Below are 25,266 nucleotides of genomic sequence, written 5' to 3'. Positions count from 1 at the left end.
ATAAAATTTCCGTAGTTATGTGCATTAGGGCATAAAATTAATTCAGAAATAACTATGAGATCATTCAGCCACTACGCCTGTCTGTTTTTACTGATGGGCGTTTTTCTTCCTCTATCTGATATTTCAGCAAAAGAATATTCCATCCCTGAAATTCACGTAGATGTTCAGGTCAATGCGGATGGTACCATAACCATCACTGAACATCGAACCTATGTTTATGATGGCAGCTATACCTGGGCAAATTATCGACTGCCAAAATCAGGATACTCCGCTATTCGTGATATTTCCGTGTCGGAAAAAGGGGAGCCATATATTAATCTGAATACCGAGGAACCCGGAACCTTTTTGGTGGAAGAATCGGACGAGGCATACAATATCGTATGGCATTATCGTGCAGATGATGTAACCCGCACCTACAGCATTACCTACACCCTTGTAGATGCCGTGATAATAGGCCCCGATTGGAGTGAATTCTATTGGACCTATGCTGCTGCCGGACGGGAGAAATCCACAGACCAAATGGAAATTTTGGTTCAGTTACCCGAATTGGTCTCTCTTTCTGATCTGCACTATTGGGTGCGTGAACCGGCATGGAGTATGGATGGCACCCCGTTTGATAACGGATTTCAATTTTCGGGACAAAACATAGGTCGGGATCAGGCTGTGGTCGTTCGCACTATATTTCCCACTTCAGTATTTGATGAAAATCTGATCCAGATCTCAGATCCCACATTCACCCTTGAACAGGCAGAAAACGAAGAAACAGCCTATCGTGAGGAATTACGTCTCGCAGCTGAAGATGAACAGCGCCGGAAAAATGCTGCAATTGAATACTCCATTATTCTGGCGGGTCTCAGTTTGATCGCCTTTATTCTCATCTACCGTAAATATGGGTTGCGCCATAAAATGCACATTTCCGTTTCGGAGAGTATCATGCTTCCCGGACGTGAAAAACCGGCCGCCATTGGTTGGTTACTGATGAATCGAACCGTGACCACCGGACATGTGATCACAACCCTGCTCGACCTTGCAAGAATGGGCTATTTTGAACTCAAGGAAAATGAACCGGAAGAAGAAGGGTTCTTTTCATCAAAAGAGAACTACTATACGGTTCACACCAAAGATTCAAAACCGAGAGAAAATGAACTCTCAGAATTTGAGTTAAGTCTGCTGAATTTTGTGAATACAAGGATCTCCTCAGAGGGAAATAAATTTGATGAGATCTTTAATTTTCAGAAATCTGAAGCTTCTAAATGGTTCTATGCCTGGAAGAAAAAATTAAAGGAATATTGTGAATCCAAAGAGTGGATCGATAAGGAAAGTTACAAGGGCATGTACTGGAATCTGGGCGTTCAATTTGTGATCGAAGGGGTTGCAATGGCCGGGATCTTCTTCATTCATCCCCTGATGGCGATTGCTCTTGCCGGCACCTTTATCATGATGGTCCTTTCGCTGGTTATCATACGAAGAACCCCTAAGGGAGAAGAGACTTATAAACGTTGGAAAGCCTATCAAAATGCTCTGAAAAATGCTAAAGAACATACGATCAGTGAAGAACACCTGGGCCGGCATTTCATTTTTTCCATCGCTTTAGGTTTGGGCAAGCAACAGATCGAACCGATATTTGAGCAACATCCGGGTGCGGCAACCTCGTTGTATTGGATCGTGATCCTGCCCGGCACCACATCATCGCCTGCTGAAATAGCCGGCTCATTTTCAAATCTTGCAGCAACGGCATCAGCCTCAGCTACAGGAGGTAGTTTTAGTGGAGGGGCTACAGCAGGCTCAGCCGGTGGAGGGGCCTCAGGTGGTGCAGGATGATCCTTTAACCATCAAATTATAATTCAACTTTGATTGGAACATCCGGTTCATTCCTTTGTTTAAGTAGATGAACCGCAAACAAATGATATAGAAATGAGTAGTTTATTCAAGAGATCAAAAATTTTACCAGCACTTACACTTCTGTTGTCTGTATTTGTATTTGCTGCCTGCAGTACAAATCAACAAGATGACGGTACAGGTACATTAAAGGTATCGTTGACTGACGCCCCTGCGAATTACGAGCAGGTCAACATAGAAGTTCTTCAAGTTCTGGTCAACAAAGACGGAAATGCCGACGATTCCACAGATTCTGGTTGGGAAGCCATTATGAGTGATTCGATGGTTGTCAATCTGTTAGATTATCAAAATGGTGCCGTTCTTGAACTTGGAGAGGCTGAACTTGAGACCGGAAGATACAATCAGGTCCGTCTGCTGCTTGGTGATGATAACAATGTGGTAGTAGATGGGGAAACTATTCCTCTGAAAACGCCCAGTGCTCAGCAATCAGGATATAAATTAAACGTTCAGGCAGATGTTGAAGCGGGTCAGGTTTATGATCTCGTTATCGATTTCGATGCCTCACAATCTATTGTGAAAACCGGAAACGGCGGCTACATTTTAAAACCTGTTCTCAGAACCGTTAACCTGCAGGAACAAGCAAGTATCTCAGGAACCGTTCTTCCCCTTGAAGCTGAACCTTTTGTATACGCAATCATGGGTGAGGACACTGTTGGCACACAACCTGATGATGAAGGATCTTTCCGTTTAGTAGGTCTGAGCGAAGGAATGTATAATGTATTGTTTGAACCAACTTCAGAAGCTTATGCAGATTCGCTTGTTGAAGGCATAGAATTAGAAGATGGTGAACAATTCACCTTCGAAGAAGCCATTCAATTAAATGCTACCGGCAACTAAGTTTCCCAACAGATAATACTTACTTAAGCCCGTCAGTTACCCTGACGGGCTTTTTTATTTGTTCATTATTCCTTTCCAATATTCACCATAGGTTTGATAAAATTATCTATTTTCGGCACCACCGGTAAAAAGACCAAATGTTGAAAGTATGCAAAGCCGAGAGTTTTATGACTCACTAAATGTGGTCACTTCCTTCAAAGATGTGGCCAGACCGGAGTTATATACCCCGCTGCCAGATGAATGGTACCTTGCAATTGCTGATGTTCGGGGGTCAACTGATGCCATACGACTGGGAAAGTATAAGGAAGTCAACATGGCCGGAGCATCCATCATTGCGGCTCTGAATAACTTCTATTCCGATAATGACCTCTTACCCTATCTTTTTGGTGGAGACGGTTCTATGCTGGTTTTGCCAGATCATAGAATTGAAGAAGTAAAAGGCATACTGGCATTCTGTAAAGAAGCCGTTAGAACTGCTTATGATCTCGAGATGTCAGTTGGTATTGTATCCATGAAAGAGCTCAGGGATCACGGACACGATGTCGGTTTGGCACGACTCAAATTATCCGAATTCATAGATCAAACCATATTCTGGGGCAGTGGAGTTACCTATGCTGAGGATCTCGTCAAAGAAATGGATCGGCTTGAGGGGGTTAGACCTGTTGAAGCTGATCTGTCGGGACTGGAATGTCGATGGAATCAAGTTGCCAGTGATAAGGATGAAGTGGCCGCATATCTGATACAGGCTATTGGGACAGATAATGAACAGGTCAGGATCTATGAAGCCTGTTTTGGCAAGATAGAAGAGATCTATGGAATGGAAGAGGAATATCACCCTGTTCGAGAAGAAGCATTGACCATGACCACAAATCCTACTTTGCTTGGTGTGGAGTGGAAACTCCGGACCCAGCCCCCCACTCTTCTCAGAAAAACCCTTTACTTCCTAAAAATGGTATTCGAACTCATTACCGGGGTTTACTTGATGCGGTTCAAAAAAAAGACCTCCCAAACCAATTGGGGAGATTACAAACCCGATCTCGTTCGGCAGGCAGATTATAAGAAATTTGGAGACGGACTCCGTTTTGTGGCTTCCGGCACTGTGGCCCAGCGAATGCAAATGACCGAATTCCTGGAAGATATGTTTCAAAAAGGACAATTGGCCTATGGTGTGCATCCTTCATTTGCAGCTATGGTGACCTGTTACGTGAGGAATTATCAGAGTAATCACATTCACTTTGTGGACGGTTCTAATGGTGGGTATGCCAAGGCTTCTCAGGATCTTAAGCTGAGAAGAAAAAAACTTGAGGTTTAAAAAGTCGAACCCCGTTTGTAAACTAATTAGGCTTAATTCCTTTAGCTACCACAAACTCTCCGGGAATTTGATATCCCATTCCATTACGGTAAGCAGCAATTGAATCAAGATATTCCTGATGCGCTTCTTCCCGGGTTTGTTCATCAAACTTTTTGTAAGCCAGTGCAACAGGTCCGCCGGCAAAAGCAGCCATAATAGCTACCTCGGGATCAGGAAAATGAAGGGTAGCGGAAAAACGTACTGTCCGTATATCCTCAAAACCGGCTTTATTAAAAGAATGCTCCAATATATTACCTGTTCCCTGCTGAAAAAACAAAGGACAAACATCAGAAGCCACCCTTTTATCTATGATCGGAAAAATATCCGCCCATCCGCATTTTTTACGTTCTCCCCAAATAGCAACCACTGCTCTTTCCCTGGGTTTAAGAACTCTATTCATTTCCTTCAGTGACTTCACAGGATCAGGTACATACATCAATCCCAAAGAACAAATCGCTGCGTCATAAGAATCATCTTCCAGTTCAAGTTCTTCGGCATCCATTCTGCGAAAATTTATATTCCGGATGTCTTTTTTATCTGCTTCGGATTCTGCTATCTCTATCATTCCCTCGGAAATATCAGTAGCTATCAACTCTCCATCCGGTTTCACAACTTCCCCAATACGGAACGACACCAGTCCGGTGCCGCAGGCCGTTTCTAGTACCCTCTCACCCGGCTGTAAATTAGCCATTTCCATAAGCTTGTCTTGCGCCGGTTTTAATTGATCCTTCCAGGAGTCTTCATAAAATTCTGCAGCTTTATCCCATCCGTAACGTTGCACACGTCGCTGTAATCTCGGTTCCATATTACTTTGGCTATTTGTTTTGTATTCAAATTCAGTCTGCGGTTTTGTCAGTCACAATAGTTATCTCTTTCGTAACAGGAATTGCCCTTTTGAAATCGTCCAATACCGGACTGAGCCGGTTAGCCTCTTCAATTACTTTTTTGATCTCATCTTCCCCGGCCGGACTTTCAATAAAGACGTTGTATTTTAATTGCTGGCTTCCCGGTGGCCGGTCTTCAATTCCAAATCTTCCGCTGTAATCATTATCCGCCTCCACCGTCACCTCAATATGCTCAATCGGAATCTCCATAACCGCTGCTTGCTGTACATAGCCAATGGCAAGACAGGCTCCCAAAGCTCCACGCTGAAGAATTCCCGGACCGGGCCCTTTATCATTTCCACCCTCTGTTTTTCCAATATCTGCTTTAAAAGTCCATTCCGGATGCACCACTTCACAAGTAGTTCCTTCCACCAGTCGAACCTTGGTAGTTACAGTTTTCCGTCCTAATTCCGGTCTTAACTCTACTGCTTTCCGGTTCCTCTCAAATGCTTTTTTGATGGTCTTTGGATCTGACATTTTAATACTCTGACCTATTTTATTCGCTTGATTTCTCTGATTTAATGAATATCGATTCCAATTGTATTACTGCATCTTTTTCTTCAAGAGCAGGGTCGGTTTTATGCGTTGAGTCCTGTACTGAAAGTCCATTTTCTTCCAGTATCGATCTCCATGCAGTCTCCGTATAAAGATTAAATCCATATTTCGTAAAAGGAAGCTTAAGCATACTATCCCTGGATCTCATTCCTGTATAGAATTTACCTCCCGATTTCAGTACTCGACTGATCTCTTTCAGGTGGTCTGCTGGATCTTCCCAAAAATAGACCACCATGTTGCAAAAAACCTTATCAAATACTTCATCCTTGAAAGGAAGGTTATTGCTATTTCCCAGGAATAATTTAAGCTGACCGGATTCAATAAAATTGCCATTATTAGTACTCGCTCTTTTAACCATATCCTCTGAATAATCGATACCGCGAATTTGAACATTTTCAACTCTGTTAAGAAAATCTTTAAAATGCTCACCGCCTCCGAAACCAATTTCGAGAATCACATCATTCTCTTCGATCTCCATAGCTTGGAGGGCGAGATCGTACAGCGGGCGATTCCCCAAACTCATCATATCAGCAACTTGACCGGCAAGTTCTCCATCCGGTTTACGGAGTTGTTTTGCAATCAGCTTAAGGTCTTCCATGGTAATCTCTTTTTATAGTCTAACTCTTCCTGGGAAATGGCAAGAGCATCCTGACCCGCTCGCGGTAGGCTTTATACTTCTCCCCGTGACTTCGAATCAAGTCCCGCTCCTCAAACCATATGCCTATAAAAATATAACCCGTTGTAGCAATTGCAAATACAAGATGGCCAAGGGTCATATAAGGAGTCGCCCAAAAAGCTATGATGAATCCAAGCATAAGCGGATGGCGCAGATATTTATAAAGCCAGGGCTCCTGAAACTTGACCGGCGTAATTTCCTCATCTTTCAGGTACAGATATACTTGTCTCAATCCGAAAAGATTGAAATGGTTAATCAGGAAAGTAGAAAGCAATACAATTCCCCACCCCACCCAGAATAGTCCCATTATGAACATTTTCCAGATGCCATCCTCCACATTCCAAATAACCTCCGGCATAGGACGCCATTGCCAGAACAGTAAGATCAGTATCAGGCTGCTTATTAACACATAGGTGCTCCGTTCAACTTGAACGGGGATAATTTTTGTCCACCATTTTTTGAATCCCTTCCGCGCCATTACTGAATGCTGAATCGCAAACAGAGAAAGTAAACCCAAATTTATCAAAAGTGCACTGATGAGGTTTTGGGACTGAGAACCCGAGTTTATTCCTTTTGGAACCATTATTTCACCAATAAATCCAATTGCATACAGAAATGACCCAAGAAATATGATATAGGCTATAATTCCGTAAATGAATGAGACAATACGTCCTAGCATGATTTGTACCTCTTAAATTTATCTTGAATTGTTGTTTGTTTAAAACACCCTCACCCAATTTATTCGGTCACTATCCACTTTCCATTTTTAAAAACCCCATCCTGAAAGGTAGCCCTGTTACCATTTTCATCAATGAAATATCCTGATTCATAGACTAACCTTCGCTCACCACTTTCAATCACTTGAATTGTCTCGGGTTCTACAGCGTGATCATATGGGTTGTAAGAATTGCCATTCACTTCAACTGTATTGCGAAAATATTGCTGTAAAAAATTTTGAGGGATATTGACAATAAAGTAGAAGCCCCCCTCTTCTTTATTAAAAACTCCAACAGTATAATCGGCTCCCCGATGTGTTGTTGGGCAGTATTCACCTACCACGGCACAGTCAAACCCAGATAACTGTCCTTCTACTAACCTATCCGATATATCAACCCCAGCCGATACTTCTTTGCTATTATCAACAGCAAAAGTGGGGGTGGGATTCACTACGGAATCCATAACACTTCCTGTCACTATTAACCCTGTTATAGTCAAAAGTATACATGCGAGAATGATCTTTGAATTCATACTTATTCTCCATTTCACGTTAATTATTTAGAAAGCCACTCAGCACATTCAGTGGCATATGTGCATTACTTTTATTTTTTTATATACGTATTAGCACAAATGAGGTACCTACTCATTCTATAAAGCCGAAAAAAGCGGTCGACTCTATCAAAAAATTAAAAATTTTTTCTAAGTCACTGGTTTAATATTAGGTAGACTGATTTATATCTATAAATACTGGGTCTATAGAGAGGTCGGAATATGGATAATGTTAAAATTACCGATTTACTAAAAGCTCATTCATGCGGGGATGGGAATGTCCTAGATGAACTAATGCCATTTGTGTATGATAAAATGCGTGAAATGGCCCACAACCGTCTGCTTGGAGAACAAGCAGGGCATACCCTAAACACCACAGATCTGGTACACGAAGCCTATTTAAAGCTTGTTAATTTCAATCGTGTTGAGTGGAAAAACAAAGGGCATTTTTATGGAATGGCTTCAAAAGTTATGAGAAATATTCTGGTTGATTATGCGGTCAAAAAGAAAGCTGACAAACGTGGTGGTGACTGGCACCGTGTTACGCTTGGTACTAAAGAGCTCGCTAAGGAAGTAAATCTTGAGGATGTACTTTCCATTCATCAAGCATTGGAACAACTCGCTAAAATAGATGAAAGGCAGGTTCAAGTGGTGGAATGCAGATTTTTCGGCGGTTTGACACTTGATGAAACTGCAAAAGCCCTCAATATCTCCACAGCTACTGTAAGCCGCGATTGGAACATGGCAAAAGCCTGGTTAACCCGGGAGTTAACCTTAAGGAAAGGAAAATATAAACTTTGAATAATACGGGTGACGTAAATCCTTCTTCCAACCTTTCATTTTCCGACATTTATTGAATAATTAATAAGAAATACTACTTATGGACACCAACCGCTGGCAAGATCTAAAAAGTATTTTTAATGAAGCACTTAAACTTGAAGGTGCTAAACGCCAAAAATACTTACAAGAAGCTTGCGGGGATGACCAACAATTAAGACAGGAAGTCTTATCCTTGCTTAATGAACATAAAGCAGCTGGGAAACTTGACCAACCACCGGGAAAATTGCTGAATGAAGTATTTTTTGAACAATTCATCTTTGATAAAAGCAGAGAGCAAATCGGCCCGTTTCAAGTTATCGAATCCATTGGTTATGGTGGAATGGGCAATGTATATCTTGCGAAACGAACAGACGGTCAGTTTGAACAAATAGTAGCACTGAAATTACTACGAACCGGTTTTACCACAGGAAACCAAAAACATCGCTTCTTGGCAGAAAGGCAAATTTTGGCGACTCTGAATCATAAAAACATTGCAAAGCTGCTGGACGGTGGTGTGATGGAAGACGGTCAGCCATGGTTTGCTATGGAATATATTGAAGGACAGCCCATTGACAGATACTGCGATACCCAAAAACTTACGATTGATCAGCGTTTGAAACTATTTCTCGATGTATGTGACGCGGTACAATCGGCTCACCAAAAATTGATAGTACACCGAGATCTCAAGCCTTCCAATATCTTAGTAACCGAAAGCGGAACCGTAAAACTGCTTGATTTTGGAATTGCAAAAGCACTTAATCAGGACGACATACTGACCACAAGTCCACCTCATACTCGAACAGGTTTACTTCCACTAACACCGGCTTATGCGAGCCCTGAACAAATTCTCAATAACCCAATTACAACTGCATCTGATATTTACCAGTTAGGTATGGTTTTGTTTGAACTTTTGTCAGGTTGCCGGCCATATACAGTCTCTGGCAAGTCCCCCAGTGAGATTGAACAGATCATTTGTGAACAAAAACCAACCCGTCCCAGTACTGCTATTACCAAAATCCTGACTTCACCAAAGCAGACCGCTGGCATTCTTAAAAAGGTAAGTCAGGCCAGAAATACAAAAGCTGATAACCTTCATAAAACCTTAAAAGGCGACCTCGATACCATTGTTTTAAAAGCTCTCCGCAAAGAACCGGAACGTCGATACGAGTCGGCTGAACAATTGGCAATTGATATTAGAAATTATCTAAAGGGACAACCAGTCAATTCCCATCCAGACTCTATTTGGTACCGGACAGGTAAATTTGTTCGTCGCCACAGTATAGGAGTAGCTGCATCATCCATTATTATACTGTTGCTCATAGGTTATACAACAACTATTACATGGCACTCACAGCGTACACAGGCAGCCTTGATAACAGCTGAGCAGGAAACTAAAAAAGCAAAACAGGTTACCGATTTCTTGTTGAGTTTGTTTGAAGCTAGTAATCCGGCAGAATCACTTGGTGATACCGTAACTGCTCGTTTACTTTTAGAGCGAGGGATTAAACAAGCTAATGAGCTTAAAAACCAACCTGAGTTACAAGCCCAAATGCTTGATGTTTCCGGCTTGGTTTATATGAATCTTGGGCAATATGAGCAAGCGCAATCATTACTTAAACAAGCATATGAAATTCGCCGCGTGCAATTCGAGCCACCACACCCTGAAATAAGTGAAAGTCTTCACAATATAGGAGTCCTGTTATGGGAAAAAGGCCGTTATAATGAAGCGGAAAAATACCTGCGGGATGCGCTGGAGATGCTGCAAGTAATTCATGAACAGCAACAGGAGCATGAATCAGTAGCCAATACCATGGTTTCACTGGCTATTGTTTTAAAAGAATTGCGAAAATTCGAGGAAGCAGAACTTTTATACCTGGATGCACTTGAAATGAACCGAAATATTTTTGGGGATACACATGAAGCTGTTGCTCAAAGTTTAAATAATCTAGGCAACTTTCTGGAAAGTCAGGGTGAGTATAGAGAAGCTGAAAATTACTACCGGGAATCTCTGGAAATGTATATGGATGTATTCGGGAATAATCATCCTAAAGTAGCGGGAAGTTTAACGAACCTTGGTAGAATTTCAGGGCTCTTAGGTAAACTCGAGATTTCATTATTCCATCATCAAAAAGCGCTTAATATAAAGCGGTCTTTATATGATAACGATCATCCTGACATTGCTAAAAGTTTGTACAATATGGGAAATATAAATTTGGATCGGGAAGATTATAGTGTAGCAGAACAACAGTTAGAAGAGGCTTTAGCAATACAACGGAATTCTCTAGATTCATTTCATCCCAATGTCTCCAAAACTTTGAACACACTGGGTATTCTAATGCAGCGTAAAGGAAATTTTGAGGCATCTGAACAATTCTACCAGGAAGCACTGACAATACAAAAAGCAAGACTTGGAGAAAATCACTCAGAGGTTGGAATTCAATTGAACAATTTAGGCCTCGTATATATAAGGCAGAAAAGGTTTGAAGAAGCCATGGAGCATCTCGAAAAATCAAGGGATATCATGCTGCATAACTTTGACGATAACCATCCCCTGCTCACCTATCCGCTTTTGGGTATTGCTCATGTTTACCTCAATACAAGCAAACCTGAAAAAGCCGAACCGTTACTTCGTAAATCTTTAGAGATTCAAAAATCCGCTGTTGGGGAAGATCACTGGATGGTTGGTTTAATAAAAAGCAGGCTTGGCCGATGCCTAACAGACATGAAAGTATTTAAAAAAGCTGAACCTTGGTTAATTGAAGGACATAAAATTCTAGTTGAGAATCTTGGCGAATCCCATGAAAGAACAAAACTTGCCACTAAAAATCTCATCACATTATATGAAAATTGGGATAATCCGGACAAAACCTCCGAATACCAACAGTTGCTTGCTGAAACAGATGCTCAAGACTAAACGTGTTTACAATGACCCATCTGAAAATGATGGCTACCGAATTCTCACCGAAAGCTCTGGCCACGCGGTGTTTCCAAAGAACAGGCTGCATTAGACCAGTGGATGAAATCAATCGCTCCCAGCCATGACTTGCGTAAATGGTTTGACCATGATCCCGATAAATGGGAAGAGTTCAAGGAGCGCTATCGAAGGGAATTATTTGGTTCGGAAGCGGTTAATGAAATGCTTGATATCATCAAAGAACATGATACCGTTACAATGATCTTTGCTTCCAAAGATCAAGAGTATAACAGTACAGTTATACTGAAAAAATTTTTGGAGGATTTACTTGAGGGATGATTTACATTTTACCGTATGCTAAATTTATAAATATATGCTACGGTAATAACTCTTCGGTTTCACTATTCAGCTTTTTAATTACAGATCCGGGCATTCTTCCAGCGGGATAATTTGGAATCTCATTTATATCTCCTATTATAATCCTACCGGCGTGTCCCATTCGTTCATGCGGAAGACAAAAATAATCATAGACTCCCTCAACCTCCGGATTTAAGAACCAAACATCCCCTGCAGTTAACACTCCTGAATCAAATGTTTCGGCATTTTTGGGAATCCTTTGTGGCCGCCGGTTTTTGGGATGATAGGCCGTAACAGTATGTAGACCTTCCACTACCTCAAACCTTATGACATCTCCTGGTTGAGATCGAATTACCATTGGTTCAAACCGGGCATCCTCTGCGGTTCCCAATACTCGAACAGTCAGGGTATCTGATGGAAGCGCATGTAATGACAGGGGCATCCCAAATACAATGAAAATAACTGTAATGATACAAGATTTCATTTCCTATACTTTTTCAGACCAGTTAGAATTTCACCGTAGGGGCAATTCATGAATTGCCCCTACGGTGTATTTATGATCATTATTTAGTTTCATCAGATTTCTTCGATACAGACTCGATCAACAAGGCTACTTCATCCATGGGTTGGTTCAAACCTTCCACTCTTTTTGCTACATTTCCTTCAGCATCAAGCACAGTTATCAGGTTCGAATGGGCAAAATTACCACTTCTGTCTTTTTGATATTTCACTCCCAACATCATGGCCAGCATTCTGATATCCGTTTCCTTGCCGGTCACAAAATGCCATCCTGAGATATCCAGCTGTTCATCCTTAGCATAATCAGCTAAAACCTCCGGAGAATCATTCTCTGTATCAAATGAAACAGCCAATACATTTACGGTTGCTCTGGATGACTCACTCAGCGAACTATAAAGCCTCCAGCTATCCTGGATCAATATCGGGCAAACCTGGGTACAGTTGCCATAGAACATGACCACGATCACAGGTTCACCCGCAAAATCAGAGAGTTGTACCTTTTCATTCCTATGGGTGATGAATTCATTATCCAGGTGATACAGTGAATGTCCGGATTGGACCTCGCCCGCCTTTATTGTTTCTTGTTTATGCTCGTGTTGGTGATTCATGTCCTGTGCTTTAACTTCCACAATTCCAAGTATTGCAAACATGAACAGATAGATTAATACCGCCCTCATAATGATGTTACCTCATCTTTGGTTTTTTCAGAACGGTCCGGTTCATCATAAGCGCATCTGAAACCAACCATGCCCGTTGTGATCTTTGGATTAAAACTCATTCTTGTGATGTATCTTATAGAAGCCGCGTAGCTATATATGCTATTAAGGGTTTGCATTCGACCTACCGTACCACAATCCAGAGAGATCTCGTCTGCTATGATGGGTTTAAAATCTGCCACCCACTCCATCACCAGACCAAATTGATCCTTAACACCTGTGATAGTTTCTATACCTGTGGAACCAACCTCCGGTAGATTATTGGCATCAATACCGGAATACCAGCTGATCAGTTTACTGCTGAACCGATTCAACTCGGCTTCGTTTTCAATTCCTAAAAGCTGTGCTGAATACTCCCACTCATTCAACATCGGAAGTCTTCCCCCCTGCTCTGAGCAGTACGCATTTGCTGCATACCAGGAAACCCGTGTGACCGGACGATTTTCACCAAGAACTTCATAGTCAGGATCAAGATCAGAGATCCAGTTTCTCAAATAGCTGTCATAAGCAAAAATTGGTGGGATCTCGGATCGTCTCCATTCGGGATTTGCCCTCAGAAATTCAACATATTGCTCATTGGTCACAGCCGTCTCATCCAAGTAAAAGGAATCAACTTCAATTGGTTCACCTTCCACTTCAGGTAATACAGAATGAAAGGATCCTGCCGGAACAAATACTCTTGCCGTTTGTGAATACGCAATCTCAGACATAAAGTGCATTATCACAACGATCGTGAAAATGACAAAGGTCAGTATGTTCGTTTGGGATCTCATCATTACTTCAGTTTCTATTTAAACCTTCGGGGCGAATTCGATTCGCCCCTAAAGTTTAATTTTTATTCAGACTTTCAGATCAGTGGATATCTGCCTTATCTGCGATATCCATATTCAGTTCGTTACTTCTTGCGGGGACCGGCTTTCAGGGTACCGGTAGCACCTTTTTCAGCATCCACAAACTCATGGTCTATCAGGATATATTTTCCTTCTTCAGGTACGATCATATCCATGGTGGCTGAACCTGAGGCACCAAGCAATACCGTTTGCATACCGCGCATTTCATTGGTGGGGTGGCCCTCTAACCATACTCTGTCAAATATACCACCGATCACGTGGAAGCTGGAAGTTCCGCTCGGTCCATTGTTGCTAACGTGAAATCGAACACGTTCACCTGCATTGGCTTTCAGTGGTTGATCGTGAAGAATGGTTTGGTGACCATTAAAGACAACGTGAGATGGATTATTGTTGTAAGCCGCATCAAAATCAAATTGATACAGGTCTCCATCTCCTTTGGTCAGATAGTACTCACTTTGTACGATCACATACTCTCGGTCCACTTCATAATCGTCCGTATATCCGTCCTTAGGTGATACAACCACCACACCGTGCTGCCCCATGGCAGTGTGCATAAGTACACTTGGCGTACCACAGTGGTAGATGTATGTGCCCGGGTAATTTGCTACCCAGTCAAAAGTAATAGTTTCTCCTGGTCCAACTGACCTCCATTTATCATCCTTAGCAACGGTACCTGCATGAAAATCCATGGAGTGAGGCATTGGCATGATACCCGCTTTATTTTTCTGGTAATTATTCTCTTTCATTTGCTTCATAAATGGTGAAGTACTTGTCCAGTCTCCATCATTACTAACTGCAGAAAGATCAGAAGGCCCGATCGAACGCTGGCCATTCACTCTAAGCTGACTCATGGGTTCATTTATTTCCACCATTTCGTCTGATCGGTTTTTCATGGTAAAAGTGATACGGTCTCCTTCACGAACGTGAATAACCGGACCCGGAACGCTGCCTCCGAATGTCCAGGCTTGATACCTTACTCCACTGGCTACTTCCACTTCTTGCACGATTATATCCAATCGTACTTTGTGATGTTTGTTGCCTTCATAATCAAGCGGGGCCAGGTTTGGGGCTTGGGTTATATATTCACCTACAACCGGTGAACCGTTATAATCTTCAGTATAAACTTTTGCTTCCGGCATTCCGAAGGTCATACCATCAATTTTGTACTCCTCTGTTTGTGCAGACAAGAAAGAAGTCATGCCAAACATCAGCAGTGCTGTCAGTATCGAGAATTTTGTGATTGCGCTTTTCATAGGATCAATGTTTTGGTTTGTTTTAAAGATTTAAGAGTATTTTGTCTTAAATAAGCCTGCTTAAATCATCTTTGAGTGCATGATACACGTTGATTGTGAATATTAGATTAATTTCAGGGAATTAATTTATTTCCCTGAATTCTTCAGTTTCTCTCTGATAACGGGTGCAACTTTTGTTGCCAATAACTCAATGGACTTCAGAAGTTTTTCATGAGGAACGCTTCCCACACTCATCTGAAGTAAAAAGCGGTCGTGACCAAAGATCTCATGCTGATATATGATCTTATCAATGATATCCTGTGGACTTCCAACTACATTGGCTCCCTCCAGTGAGATCGATGCATCAAACTGCTGGCGTGACATTGGAGGCCAGCCTCTCTCCTTTCCGATCTTATCCATAGTGGTCTTGAAGGCAGGGAATGCTGTATCGGCAGCTTCCTGAGTAGTCTCTGCGATAAAACCATGAGAGTTGATACTCACCCGCTGTTCAGGCTGATCGTGATCGGCTGCCCCTTGTTTATGTATATCCACCATTTGCCTGAATTGTTTTGGCATCCCACCGATGATCGCGATTGCCATTGGCATCCCCATAGCACCGGCTTCATAGGCTGATTTTGGGGTTCCTCCCACAGCTCTCCACACCGGCAGTTTATCCTGATAAGGCTGCGGATATACGCCACGTTTGTTGATCGAAGGACGGTGCTTACCTTCCCAACTGATCACCTCGTTTTCTCTCAGCTTCATTAATAATTGAAGCTTTTCCAGGAACAGTTCCTCATAATCTTTCAGGTCGTAACCAAACAGTGGAAAGGATTCCACAAATGAACCTCTTCCAACCATGATCTCAGCACGCCCCCTGGATAGCTGATCGATGGTCGAGAACTGTTGATACACTCTTACAGGATCTTCGGAACCCAATACCGTTACGGCTGAGCTTAATTTGATCTTTTTGGTTCGAGCTGCTGCAGCTGCCAACAAAGTAGAGGGAGAGGAAGAAACATACTCCTCCCTGTGATGCTCCCCGATCGCATACACATCAAGGCCCAGTTCATCCGCCAGTTCAATTTCCTCAAGCAGGTTTTTAAGGCGTTCTGAAGGGGTGATCCGTTTCTCTGTTCCTTCTATCGGTGTGTTTTCGACAAAGGTGTAAATACCTAATTCCATAATGATGCTTGCTTTATTTGTTTAATGTTAAACTAATCAATATTCTGATTATTTGTTGGCTAGGGCCGATCGAAATGTTCAATTAGGACGATCACTTTAATCATTCAGTAAAATTCTTATACTCTACCTTTCCTCAACCACAGTCAGTTATGAATTCAGGTACTCTGTTCAAACTTTCAGAAATCAGTTTCAGCTATGAAACCGAACATCTTTTTGATGGGCTTAGCCTCCTCATCGGTCAGGGCGAAAAGGTGGTCATTAAGGGGGAATCCGGTTCAGGTAAAACCACACTTTTCAGGTTACTCCTTGGATTTGAAACACCGGACAGCGGAAGCATTTCCTACAAAGGATCTGAGTATACTGAGGATATTGTCCGTTCAATGAGAAAGGAGGTAGTTTGGTTGCCGCAGGACCTGAATCTTGGTACGGGTAAAACCGCTGAGCTCATGGATTTCATCTTTGAATTTCAATCGAACAGTCGAAACAAACCAGCGAAGCCTAAGATCATAGACACCCTGGAAGCACTAGGGTTGGAAGCCGGCATTCTTGACAGCATTTTCAGTGAACTCTCAACGGGTCAACGGCAGCGGGTAGGACTGGCCTGTTGCCTGCTTTTGAACCGAAAGGTGATCCTTTTGGATGAACCGACTTCAGCCCTTGATCTGGAATCAAAACGGAAAGTAGCTAAGTTACTTTTGAATAATGAACGAACGGTCATATCCACCTCACATGATCCCTGGTGGGTAGATAAATGCGAACGGGTCTTCGAATTAAAAAATCTGACTTAATTTCCGAAACATGGATATCATAGAGCTTAGCTGGTGGCAACTTGGTATTGGCTTTTTCATTCTTATCATTCCTGCGTGGATCCTTTGGCGATATAAGACGGGATTGAACAAAAAGCTCGGCATTGCGACGGTTCGCATGACCCTGCAATTATTGTTTGTTGGTTACTACCTGGAATATTTGTTCGAACTGGATAATGCCTGGCTGAACGCAGCCTGGATCATGGTTATGGTTTTGGTAGCTGATTTTGCCACCATCGACCGAAGTGAACTGAATCGTAAACGGTCATTGGTGATCCCCATTTTCCTGGCAACCTTTTTCGGCATTATTGTCATCGATATGTTCTTCCTGGAGGCCGTGATCCAGTTGCCTACATTTTTATCTGCCCAATACACGATACCGATCACCGGTATGGTATTGGGAAATTGTCTCAGAAGTAATGTGATCGGGATCAATGCTTTTTATCACAGTCTTAATGAGCATAAAGAACGCTATCGCTTTTATCTGTGCTGCGGAGCTACACGGAGTGAAGCAGTATTTCCCTTTTTCAGGGATGCCCTCAAAAAATCAGCCAACCCTACTCTCGCTTCTATGGCAACCATTGGCTTAGTCTCCCTTCCGGGTATGATGACCGGTCAGATCCTGAGTGGCAGCTCTCCCCTCATTGCCATCAAATATCAGATCATGATCATGCTAGCTATTTTCTCGGGAACCGTTCTATCCGTTTATCTTGGCATCCGCTTAAGCAACTATTTTGTATTTGATGAGCGTGATGTATTGGATAGCAGCATTCTTAAGAAATGAACCTCTGAGATTCTACTCAATGAACCTTTGTACACTTAATTCATCAGGCACCTCATTTCCATTCAAGATGAGATCCGCCAGCAGTTCACCCACGTAATGAGAAAACAGGAATCCCTTAGAATTCATACCGGTGTACACAAACAGATTTGCTATTTCCGGATGTTCCCCTATCACAGGCAAGCGGTTTTGAGTGGTAACCCGAACTCCGGCCATCTGCGCAACCTTCCTGACCTTACCGGTCAGTTTGGGTAGCATCAGATCAAGCTTTTTGAGTATTTGATCATAACTTTTATCACTGATATCCAGGTTCTCAAAATTATGTTCATAGGTGGAACCGACGGTAAGCTCTCGTTCCCCTCTTCGGATGCTGTATCCCCTCGCCGATATCGCATGATCCCAATCCAGCGGTTCTTCTGCCTCAAAATGTACGATCTGTCCTTTTACAAAATTCAGCGGTAAAAAAGACCAGTCGGCATTTTCCCGGATCTTATATCCAATCGCCATGACCACCTTACCGGCTGTTACCTGCTCACCAGATTCAAATTGTAAGATGAACTGATCTTTTTCCGGATCACGTTTGTATTGCGCAGCTTCATATCTGCACTCAACCCCTTTCAATCTGAGATAGGTACGGTAGGCATTCTGATAATTATCGACAAAAACCGTGTACCCACTTTTCACATGAATGCCACCATGATTCTTAGCCACATGCGGATTCATCTCACGGATTATGTCCTCTTCCAGCCATTCGATCCATCCTTCCGGCCATTCGTATTTTGTTAGAGCATCCCTGAAGTTTTCGGCCAGCTTTTCACTGATAGCCGGACGTATCACCCCGGTTTCTGCGATCAGGTCTTTCCTGCCGGTCACTGCACAAATATCCTCGATCTGTTCTTTTAAGGCATCATAGCATTTTTCAGCCTGCCAGGTCAGTTTGGCCCTTCTTCCGGTTGCCGGATTGACCAAAGCGCCGGGTGGTCCGGGAGCGTCTTCTGAGACATTGGGGTCGATCATGAGCACAGACTGACCCCGTTTCCTCATTTCATTGACGATGGCTGTTCCGGCGATTCCGGCTCCAAAAACGGCTACATCAAAATCGGGCATATAAGCTACTTTGTAGTTGGCGTGACTGTTTTAATTGACAGTAAAGATAGCAGTTCCGATGCACAACTTTAAAGGCAATGCAGTGTTCTAATTATTGGCACACAAGCGGAGGATAAGCCTCCTTTTACTTATCTCCGGAAGGCTTAGCCTTCGGAGATTGTTGATTGGTATTTAGATCTTACCGATCAGGCGAAATCTTCTACGGCTACCTGATAGGCATGCAGGGGGTTATCACCATTGTGATCGTGATCTTTGTTGTATTTTTCGACCTCCTTGAGAATGGTTTTTACGGTTTTCTCATCCTGAAAGGAAAAGAAAAGAGTTGAGTAGATCCCCTGATCTCCCTGTGAGAACCAGCTTCTGATATCGGGTTGATGTCGTTCCGTTCTGAAGCCATACATCTCGGTTTCACTGTAAACCGGTACGTTATTGCGTACCATCAATTCTCTGACTTCATTCGCGTATTCTGCGATGCTAAGTATGATTAGTAATTTCATGACAGTTCTTTTTAAAGTAATGTTTAATGATCAGGTTTGGGTGAAGGAGTCAATTACCACATGACTCCTTATTCCACAACCTGTACTTCAGGCCCTGATGTTACCTGATGATCTCTTCACGGCTCAGTCTGCTTTTTACCATAAAGTAGATGAGGGGAACGGTAACCAATGTCAGTGCTGTAGACGCAATGGCTCCACCCATCAATGAAATGGCTAATCCCTGAAAGATCGGATCAAACAAGATCACGATCGCACCGATCACTACAGTTCCGGCTGTTAACAAAATAGGCATGGTTCGCACTGCACCGGCTTCCACAACCGCATCCTGCAGGCTATTACCCTGTCTCAAACTGATCTGAATAAAGTCGATCAGCAGTACTGAGTTCCTTACCATGATACCCGCGAGGGCGATCAGTCCGATCATCGATGTGGCCGTAAAGAAGGCTCCCGTGAACCAATGGCCAAGCAGTATTCCGATCAGAGACAATGGTATCGCGATCATCATAATGATCGGGACTCCAAAATCCTGGAACCAGCCTACGATCAGGATATAGATAATGAGCAACACCACTCCGAAGGCGATACCCAGATCACGGAATACTTCAAGCGTGATCTGCCATTCTCCGTCCCACTTAACCGTCAGGTTCTCACTGTTAAAAGGCTGACCTGAGAATTGTTGTGCAAGGGTATAACCTTCCGGTACATTCAATCCATCGATCTCATCGCCGGCATCTAGGATGGCATAAACGGGACTTTCGATCTCACCGGCTACTTCTGCCGTCACGTACACCACACGGCGCTGATTCTTACGGTGAATACTCTTTTCGAGCGTTCTTTCTTCTTCCACCACCAGATCAGTGATCGGGATCATGGCTCCGGTTTGAGACTGAACATTCAGTCCACCGAGTTTCTGAATACCTGACCGGTCACTTTCATCCAGTTTCAGGGTGATCGGCACAGGTGTTGATTCATTTTCATCGTACAAGGTGCTTACCGGATGCTGACCAAGGATCATACCCAAAGCTTCAGTAACCTGATTTGGCATTACGCCACTCATGCCCGCTTTTTGACGATCTACATTGAAATAATACTTGGTTTGATCGGCTTCCACCATCCAGTCGGCATCCACAATACCGGGAGTTTCAGAAAATATGGCTTTGATATCTTCTCCGATCTCACGCTGCATTTCCAGATCCGGCCCGTACACCTCAGCCACCAGAGTAGACATTACGGGAGGACCAGGCGGAACTTCTACCACCTTTACATTGGCGCCATATTTCTTTCCAACATTTTGCACCATTGGGCGCATTCTTTTGGCAATATCATGGCTCTGGTCTGACCGAAGACTCTTATCCACCAGGTTGACCTGAATATCAGCTACGTTGGCATTTTGGCGTAGGTCGTAACTTCTTACCAATCCGTTAAAGTTAATGGGGGCATTGGTTCCTGAATACACTTGATAGTCATACACCTCTGGTACATCCAGCAGCGCCAGGCCGACTTCCTGAGCCACAGCTTCAGTTCGCTCCAGAGTTGCCCCTTCCGGCATATCAATGATCAGCTGTATCTCATTCTTATTATCAAACGGTAGCATCTTAACTTCCACCGAACGGGTGTAGAACAATACCAATGTTCCGAACAATACGATCGTGGTTCCGATCAGGAATCCCCAGCGTTTGGCTGAGCTTTCCATGAGTGGACGCATGGTCTTGTCATACACTTTGTAGATGACCGTATCTTCCAGTTTGTAGCGTTTTCCAGAACTGTCGATCGCCTGCACCCTGGATGCCTTCAATAGACGATAACCCAGCCATGGAGTTACTATCAATGAAATGATCAGTGACAGGATCATAGCCACGGTGGCACCAATAGCGATCGGACTCATGTAAGGCCCCATTAATCCTGAAACAAAAGCCATGGGGATCACAGCCGCTATTACAGTGAAGGTAGCCAATATCGTTGGATTACCCACCTCATTGATGGCATAAATGGCTGCTTGCTTGAATGGCAGATTTCTCATCTTAAAGTGCCTGTGCATGTTCTCGGCCACAATAATGGAATTATCCACCACTATACCCGTCACGAATACCAAGGCAAATAAGGTGATCCGATTCAGGGTATAGTCGTACATGTAGTAGAAAAATAACGTAAGGGCAAAGGTGATAGGTACTGAGATAAATACCACCAATGCTCCTCTCCAACCCATCGCAAGAAAAACCACAAAAGAAACGGATAATACCGCCACCAATAAGTGGATCATCAGCGTGTTTACTTTCTCCGTGGCTGTTTTTCCGTAGTTACGGGTGCTCTCCACATGAATATCAGAGGTAACCACCGTACCCTGAAGTTCCTCAACCATGCGGTCGATGTCAGTGGCAATGGTCATGGCATCTGCTCCCTGTCGTTTGGCTACAGAGATGGTCACGGCAGGAAAAGCTCCGCCGGCTGAAATTCCTTTTTCTTCAGCGGCAACCGGTCCCGGAGAGTACGACACATAACTTGCGGGTTCACCCGGTCCGTCTTTGACCTCGGCTACATCCCTGAGTAAAATGGGATCACCGGCCTGTACATCGATCACAAGATTAGCCACATCTTCAGCGGTTTCCAGGAAACTTCCGGTTTGTACCAAAAATTCTTCGTCACCCGCTGTAAAGGAACCGGATCTGAATTCCCGGTTCGCCACCTGAACGGTTTGTGCAATTCTCAGAGGGTCAACAGACAAAGCGGCCATTTTTTCTTTATCCAATACCACTTCAATAGTTCGTGAACGGCCTCCATGTATCTTGGTCTCGGCAACATCCGTAATGGATTTGATCTCATTATCCAGCACCTGAGCTACTCTTCGAAGCTGATAGTCATCCTGGGTTTCGCTCCAAAGTGTCAGGGTTACGATCGGTACATCATTAATGGACCTGGTTTTGATCATGGGCATGGTCACTGCTTCCGGTTTCTTGTCCATGAACTTCATGATCTCGTTGTAAAGCCTTACCAGACTTTCTTCCACATCCTGCCCTACAAAAAACCGGGCGGATACCATGGCCATTTCCGGCATGGAGGTTGAATACACATATTCAACTCCGGAAATATTGGATAACACCTTCTCTAAAGGAATGGCGATCTTATTTTCAACTTCCTGCGGCGATGCCCCCGGGTAACCAACATAGATATCGGCCATGGGTACATCAATTTGCGGTTCTTCTTCGCTTGGTGTCAGCCAAACTCCATATACTCCAATTGCTAAAAAGGCGATCATCAGAAGCAGCGTCAGCTTCGAATCAATAAAACCCTGTGCAATTTTACCTGCTAATCCGGTATTCATTTTATTCTATATTCTTAAAATTCTTGATCGTGTGATGTGCAGATCGATCTACTGAACGTTCAGTGTCAAACCCTGTCGAAGATTTTCATTCGTTTCAGTTACATATTGCTCACCCGCCGTTAAACCGGATAGAACCTCAACTCTATCTCCTGAACTTTGTCCCAGGCGTACCCATCTGAGCACAGCTTTATTATCGTCTGTCAAGGTATAAACCCCGGTCAGCTGCCCTCTTGTTACAAGTGCCGTTTTAGGAATGAAAAGTGCCTCGTTTGAACCTAAATTCATGCCTATTTGTGCAAACATGCCAGTTTTCAATTTTGATGACAGCTCAGCATCCTTAAGTTTTGCTTCCACGGCATATTGTCGACTCATTGGATCACCGGCTTCACTTACGGCGATCAGAGTTGCTGAAGCATTATAAATTCCGGCTGATTCAATACTTACATTCACGGCATCACCCTCAGAGATCTTACCGATCCACTGCTCAGGTACGTTTGCGGTGATCTTGATCTGACCCGGATCTGCAACGGCCACTAATGGATGTCCCGGTGCGGCCATGTCACCTTCTGCCACAAACTTACGGGCCACAATGCCGTCAAATGGAGCGCGGATAGTGGTGTATGCCAGCATTTCGTTCACTTCATTCATGCGTGCATTCAGTGCATCCATATTGGCTTTGGCGATCTCATACATGGTTGAGATATCATCCAATTCTTTGGATGTGGCACTTTCCTCAGCATACAGATTTTTGATCCTGTTATAGTTCTTTTCGGTGTTATCCAGATTGGCTTTGGCCTGAACCATGTTGGCTTCAAGCTGTGATTTCTGTGCCAGGATCTGATCGTCTTTGATCCGGATCAGCACATCACCTTTCTTCACGCGTTCACCCACCTCAACCGGGACTTCCGTTACCGTTCCCATTACGATCGTACTTAGGTTGGCCTGATTGTCACTTTCCACCATTCCGGGGAATGATTGTGTGGAAACAGACAAGGTGTTGGTGGCTGTTTCAACCTTTACATTTTCAGATCGAGTATTTTCAATAGTTTCAGTTTCTGAACTGCATCCGGTGGCTGCTGTTATCAGAAGTGTAAGTACCAGCAGAGCCGAAAGAGTTTTCATACGGTCTTTTAATAAATAATTCATTGTAGTTCGTGTTAGTCGGTTAATTTTTAAGATCATTTTCGAGCAGCATTTCAAGGGCAGCAATGCTCATGTTGTACTGATACAGGGCCATCACATTTTTCAGTTTGGCTTCTGCTAATTTAGTTTCTGCTTCCAGCAGATCGGTGGTTCTTTCCATACCTTCCACATATCGGTTGGTTCGGATCTTCACATCTTCTGTGGATTGCTGTATGGCTTGTTCAGTTAATGAGATCTGCTTGGTGGCGTGATCGATCGATCGCATAGCCTGACGAACCTTGTTTTCCTGATCCAACCTGTGACTTTCCTGCATGCTTTGGGCTTTTCGGTAATCTGCTTTGGCTTCCATTACTTTGCCTACTTTGCTGAAGCCGGAGAAAATATCCCATCTTAAATTTGCTCCGATCATATATGAGGATGCGTCGAATCCCGCAAATTCGTTATCATTGAATTCATAGCTTCCAAACAGATTGATCTTTGGGATGAAGCTGAATTCCGATGCTTTGACCATCTTTTTAGCGGCCTGAACTTTGTATTCAATAGCTCGCGTTTGAGCATTATTCACTTTAAAATCGCTAGTTCCAACAGCGGCTTCTGCCTGTAAATCATAATTCAGTTCGTCGGTTGGTTGAACTGTTATATTCCCTTCTAGGCCAATCAGCAAAGCCATTTCTTCCTGTACCTTATCAAGTGCATTTTTAGTTTGAAGCATGCGGCTCTCCATATCCAGCTCATAAACTTTGGCAGCCAGATAATCTTCCTTGCTGATCAGGCCTTCCTCAAAATAGTTTTGTGCCTGTCTTCGGTGCTCAACGGCTGTTTTAAGGGCCGCTTCAAGTACCTCGATCTGTTCGAGATGTAATATCAGATTGTAGTATTGCTGACGAACCTGATACCGTACATAATTCTTTGTGCCTTCCAGCTGCTCATTCATTGAGTTAAGCTGACTTTTCATCGCACTTCTCTGAAGGAACATGTCAGGGTTGATCAGTGGCTGACGAACTTCAAATTTGGCACTATAGTTTTCATAGGCATCCGGATCATTCAAGAGTACAGGATTGAAGTCCTGCTGAGAGACCACTTCCTGTTTTAATTTAAACCCAAATACATTTAATGGGTCATCGGTTGAAATAGCGTTGTACTCGAACGAAACCTGTGGCAGAAACACGGCGTTGGTTTGCCGGAATTGAGCTTTGGTTTTGTCCACATCGTAGCCTGCCTGTTCAAGGCTAAAGTTTTGATCAACGGCTAATTCCATCGCTTCCTGCAATGAAAGTGACAAGACCTGACCATCATGCTCTCTGTCCTGTGAAAATAATTGAAAGGGCATCAGAAGCATAGCTGTGATCAGATATACCTTTGGTACATATGAATTTTTGTAATTCATCTTAGTGATTATTTTTTAGTTGTTTATGAAATATTATAAGTCGGCTTTTTTATGTAAAGTATCAGCCGGGTTTATGATCTGAAGGAAGTGTATTACCGAAACCCCAGGTATAACCTCACCAAACATTTTGCTTTATCCATATTTAGCTCTTTTTGTTTAATAATT

The 25,266-nt window shown here is 43.2% G+C and carries 23 protein-coding genes; 8 read left to right on the top strand and 15 right to left on the bottom strand.

Features of this window, described 5'->3' with window-relative positions; genetic code table 11:
- The first annotated feature begins 54 nt into the window (after positions 1 to 54).
- From AC13FX_RS10190 to AC13FX_RS10180, 3 genes are all read left to right on the top strand, one after another.
- Positions 55 to 1,821, top strand: coding sequence for a DUF2207 family protein (locus AC13FX_RS10190; RefSeq protein ID WP_482880461.1), 1,767 nt, complete (start codon positions 55 to 57; stop codon positions 1,819 to 1,821).
- Positions 1,822 to 1,914: 93 nt separating this feature from the next.
- Positions 1,915 to 2,736 (top strand): DUF4382 domain-containing protein, encoded by an 822-nt coding sequence (locus AC13FX_RS10185; protein WP_482880459.1) that lies wholly within the window; start codon positions 1,915 to 1,917, stop codon positions 2,734 to 2,736.
- Positions 2,737 to 2,884: 148 nt separating this feature from the next.
- Positions 2,885 to 4,048 (top strand): DUF3095 family protein, encoded by a 1,164-nt coding sequence (locus AC13FX_RS10180; RefSeq protein ID WP_482880458.1) that lies wholly within the window; start codon positions 2,885 to 2,887, stop codon positions 4,046 to 4,048.
- A gap of 22 nt (positions 4,049 to 4,070) precedes the next feature.
- Here the strand turns inward: AC13FX_RS10180 and AC13FX_RS10175 are convergent, their stop codons facing one another.
- The 5 genes from AC13FX_RS10175 to AC13FX_RS10155 are packed head-to-tail and all read right to left on the bottom strand — an operon-like array spanning position 4,071 to position 7,450.
- Positions 4,071 to 4,892 (bottom strand): class I SAM-dependent methyltransferase, encoded by an 822-nt coding sequence (locus AC13FX_RS10175; protein ID WP_482880457.1) that lies wholly within the window; start codon positions 4,890 to 4,892, stop codon positions 4,071 to 4,073.
- A gap of 31 nt (positions 4,893 to 4,923) precedes the next feature.
- The gene (locus AC13FX_RS10170; RefSeq protein WP_482880455.1) at positions 4,924 to 5,448 is read right to left on the bottom strand and encodes an OsmC family protein; all 525 of its coding nucleotides are present in this window, start codon (positions 5,446 to 5,448) and stop codon (positions 4,924 to 4,926) included.
- A 19-nt stretch (positions 5,449 to 5,467) separates the two neighbouring features.
- On the bottom strand, positions 5,468 to 6,124 hold the full coding sequence (locus AC13FX_RS10165) for a class I SAM-dependent methyltransferase (protein ID WP_482880454.1): 657 nt from the start codon (positions 6,122 to 6,124) through the stop codon (positions 5,468 to 5,470).
- Positions 6,125 to 6,143: 19 nt separating this feature from the next.
- The gene (gene mddA / locus AC13FX_RS10160; protein WP_482880452.1) at positions 6,144 to 6,881 is read right to left on the bottom strand and encodes a methanethiol S-methyltransferase; all 738 of its coding nucleotides are present in this window, start codon (positions 6,879 to 6,881) and stop codon (positions 6,144 to 6,146) included.
- A gap of 59 nt (positions 6,882 to 6,940) precedes the next feature.
- Positions 6,941 to 7,450: a hypothetical protein gene (locus tag AC13FX_RS10155; RefSeq protein WP_482880451.1), complete on the bottom strand. Its 510-nt coding sequence runs from the start codon at positions 7,448 to 7,450 to the stop codon at positions 6,941 to 6,943.
- A 240-nt stretch (positions 7,451 to 7,690) separates the two neighbouring features.
- Here AC13FX_RS10155 and AC13FX_RS10150 point away from each other — a divergent pair, with 240 nt between their 5' ends.
- The 3 genes from AC13FX_RS10150 to AC13FX_RS10140 all read left to right on the top strand — a co-directional run bounded on the left by AC13FX_RS10150 (position 7,691) and on the right by AC13FX_RS10140 (position 11,540).
- Positions 7,691 to 8,269: a sigma-70 family RNA polymerase sigma factor gene (locus AC13FX_RS10150; RefSeq protein ID WP_482880450.1), complete on the top strand. Its 579-nt coding sequence runs from the start codon at positions 7,691 to 7,693 to the stop codon at positions 8,267 to 8,269.
- Positions 8,270 to 8,348: 79 nt separating this feature from the next.
- Positions 8,349 to 11,201 (top strand): tetratricopeptide repeat protein, encoded by a 2,853-nt coding sequence (locus AC13FX_RS10145; RefSeq protein ID WP_482880449.1) that lies wholly within the window; start codon positions 8,349 to 8,351, stop codon positions 11,199 to 11,201.
- A 102-nt stretch (positions 11,202 to 11,303) separates the two neighbouring features.
- The gene (locus tag AC13FX_RS10140) at positions 11,304 to 11,540 is read left to right on the top strand and encodes a DUF488 domain-containing protein (protein ID WP_482880447.1); all 237 of its coding nucleotides are present in this window, start codon (positions 11,304 to 11,306) and stop codon (positions 11,538 to 11,540) included.
- 37 nt (positions 11,541 to 11,577) lie between these two features.
- Here the strand turns inward: AC13FX_RS10140 and AC13FX_RS10135 are convergent, their stop codons facing one another.
- From AC13FX_RS10135 to AC13FX_RS10115, 5 genes are all read right to left on the bottom strand, one after another.
- Positions 11,578 to 12,042 (bottom strand): cupredoxin domain-containing protein, encoded by a 465-nt coding sequence (locus AC13FX_RS10135; RefSeq protein WP_482880446.1) that lies wholly within the window; start codon positions 12,040 to 12,042, stop codon positions 11,578 to 11,580.
- A 79-nt stretch (positions 12,043 to 12,121) separates the two neighbouring features.
- Positions 12,122 to 12,754: an SCO family protein gene (locus AC13FX_RS10130; RefSeq protein ID WP_482880445.1), complete on the bottom strand. Its 633-nt coding sequence runs from the start codon at positions 12,752 to 12,754 to the stop codon at positions 12,122 to 12,124.
- Positions 12,751 to 13,503, bottom strand: coding sequence for a formylglycine-generating enzyme family protein (locus AC13FX_RS10125; RefSeq protein WP_482880444.1), 753 nt, complete (start codon positions 13,501 to 13,503; stop codon positions 12,751 to 12,753). Before AC13FX_RS10125 ends, AC13FX_RS10130 begins: the two co-directional genes overlap by 4 nt.
- Positions 13,504 to 13,688: 185 nt before the next feature.
- On the bottom strand, positions 13,689 to 14,897 hold the full coding sequence (locus AC13FX_RS10120) for a multicopper oxidase domain-containing protein (protein ID WP_482880443.1): 1,209 nt from the start codon (positions 14,895 to 14,897) through the stop codon (positions 13,689 to 13,691).
- 126 nt (positions 14,898 to 15,023) lie between these two features.
- The gene (locus AC13FX_RS10115; protein WP_482880442.1) at positions 15,024 to 16,061 is read right to left on the bottom strand and encodes an LLM class flavin-dependent oxidoreductase; all 1,038 of its coding nucleotides are present in this window, start codon (positions 16,059 to 16,061) and stop codon (positions 15,024 to 15,026) included.
- Positions 16,062 to 16,210: 149 nt separating this feature from the next.
- Between AC13FX_RS10115 and AC13FX_RS10110 the strand changes: the two genes are divergently transcribed.
- On the top strand, positions 16,211 to 16,849 hold the full coding sequence (locus tag AC13FX_RS10110) for an ABC transporter ATP-binding protein (protein ID WP_482880441.1): 639 nt from the start codon (positions 16,211 to 16,213) through the stop codon (positions 16,847 to 16,849).
- A gap of 10 nt (positions 16,850 to 16,859) precedes the next feature.
- Positions 16,860 to 17,651: an ABC transporter permease gene (locus AC13FX_RS10105; RefSeq protein WP_482880439.1), complete on the top strand. Its 792-nt coding sequence runs from the start codon at positions 16,860 to 16,862 to the stop codon at positions 17,649 to 17,651.
- Positions 17,652 to 17,663: 12 nt separating this feature from the next.
- Here the strand turns inward: AC13FX_RS10105 and AC13FX_RS10100 are convergent, their stop codons facing one another.
- The 5 genes from AC13FX_RS10100 to AC13FX_RS10080 all read right to left on the bottom strand — a co-directional run bounded on the left by AC13FX_RS10100 (position 17,664) and on the right by AC13FX_RS10080 (position 25,101).
- Positions 17,664 to 18,755 (bottom strand): NAD(P)/FAD-dependent oxidoreductase, encoded by a 1,092-nt coding sequence (locus AC13FX_RS10100; RefSeq protein WP_482880437.1) that lies wholly within the window; start codon positions 18,753 to 18,755, stop codon positions 17,664 to 17,666.
- A gap of 185 nt (positions 18,756 to 18,940) precedes the next feature.
- Positions 18,941 to 19,252 carry a hypothetical protein gene (locus AC13FX_RS10095; protein WP_482880436.1) on the bottom strand — a complete coding sequence of 104 codons (312 nt, stop codon included), beginning with the start codon at positions 19,250 to 19,252 and terminating at the stop codon, positions 18,941 to 18,943.
- Positions 19,253 to 19,352: 100 nt separating this feature from the next.
- The gene (locus AC13FX_RS10090; RefSeq protein ID WP_482880435.1) at positions 19,353 to 22,571 is read right to left on the bottom strand and encodes an efflux RND transporter permease subunit; all 3,219 of its coding nucleotides are present in this window, start codon (positions 22,569 to 22,571) and stop codon (positions 19,353 to 19,355) included.
- 48 nt (positions 22,572 to 22,619) lie between these two features.
- Positions 22,620 to 23,717: an efflux RND transporter periplasmic adaptor subunit gene (locus AC13FX_RS10085; RefSeq protein WP_482880434.1), complete on the bottom strand. Its 1,098-nt coding sequence runs from the start codon at positions 23,715 to 23,717 to the stop codon at positions 22,620 to 22,622.
- 19 nt (positions 23,718 to 23,736) lie between these two features.
- On the bottom strand, positions 23,737 to 25,101 hold the full coding sequence (locus tag AC13FX_RS10080; protein WP_482880432.1) for a TolC family protein: 1,365 nt from the start codon (positions 25,099 to 25,101) through the stop codon (positions 23,737 to 23,739).
- Between the last annotated feature and the right edge of the window lie 165 nt (positions 25,102 to 25,266).

This window comes from Gracilimonas sp. B-17, from assembly GCF_056857935.1.
The sequence above is the reverse complement of the archived record's forward strand: the minus strand, read 5'-3'. Positions and strand labels throughout refer to the sequence as shown.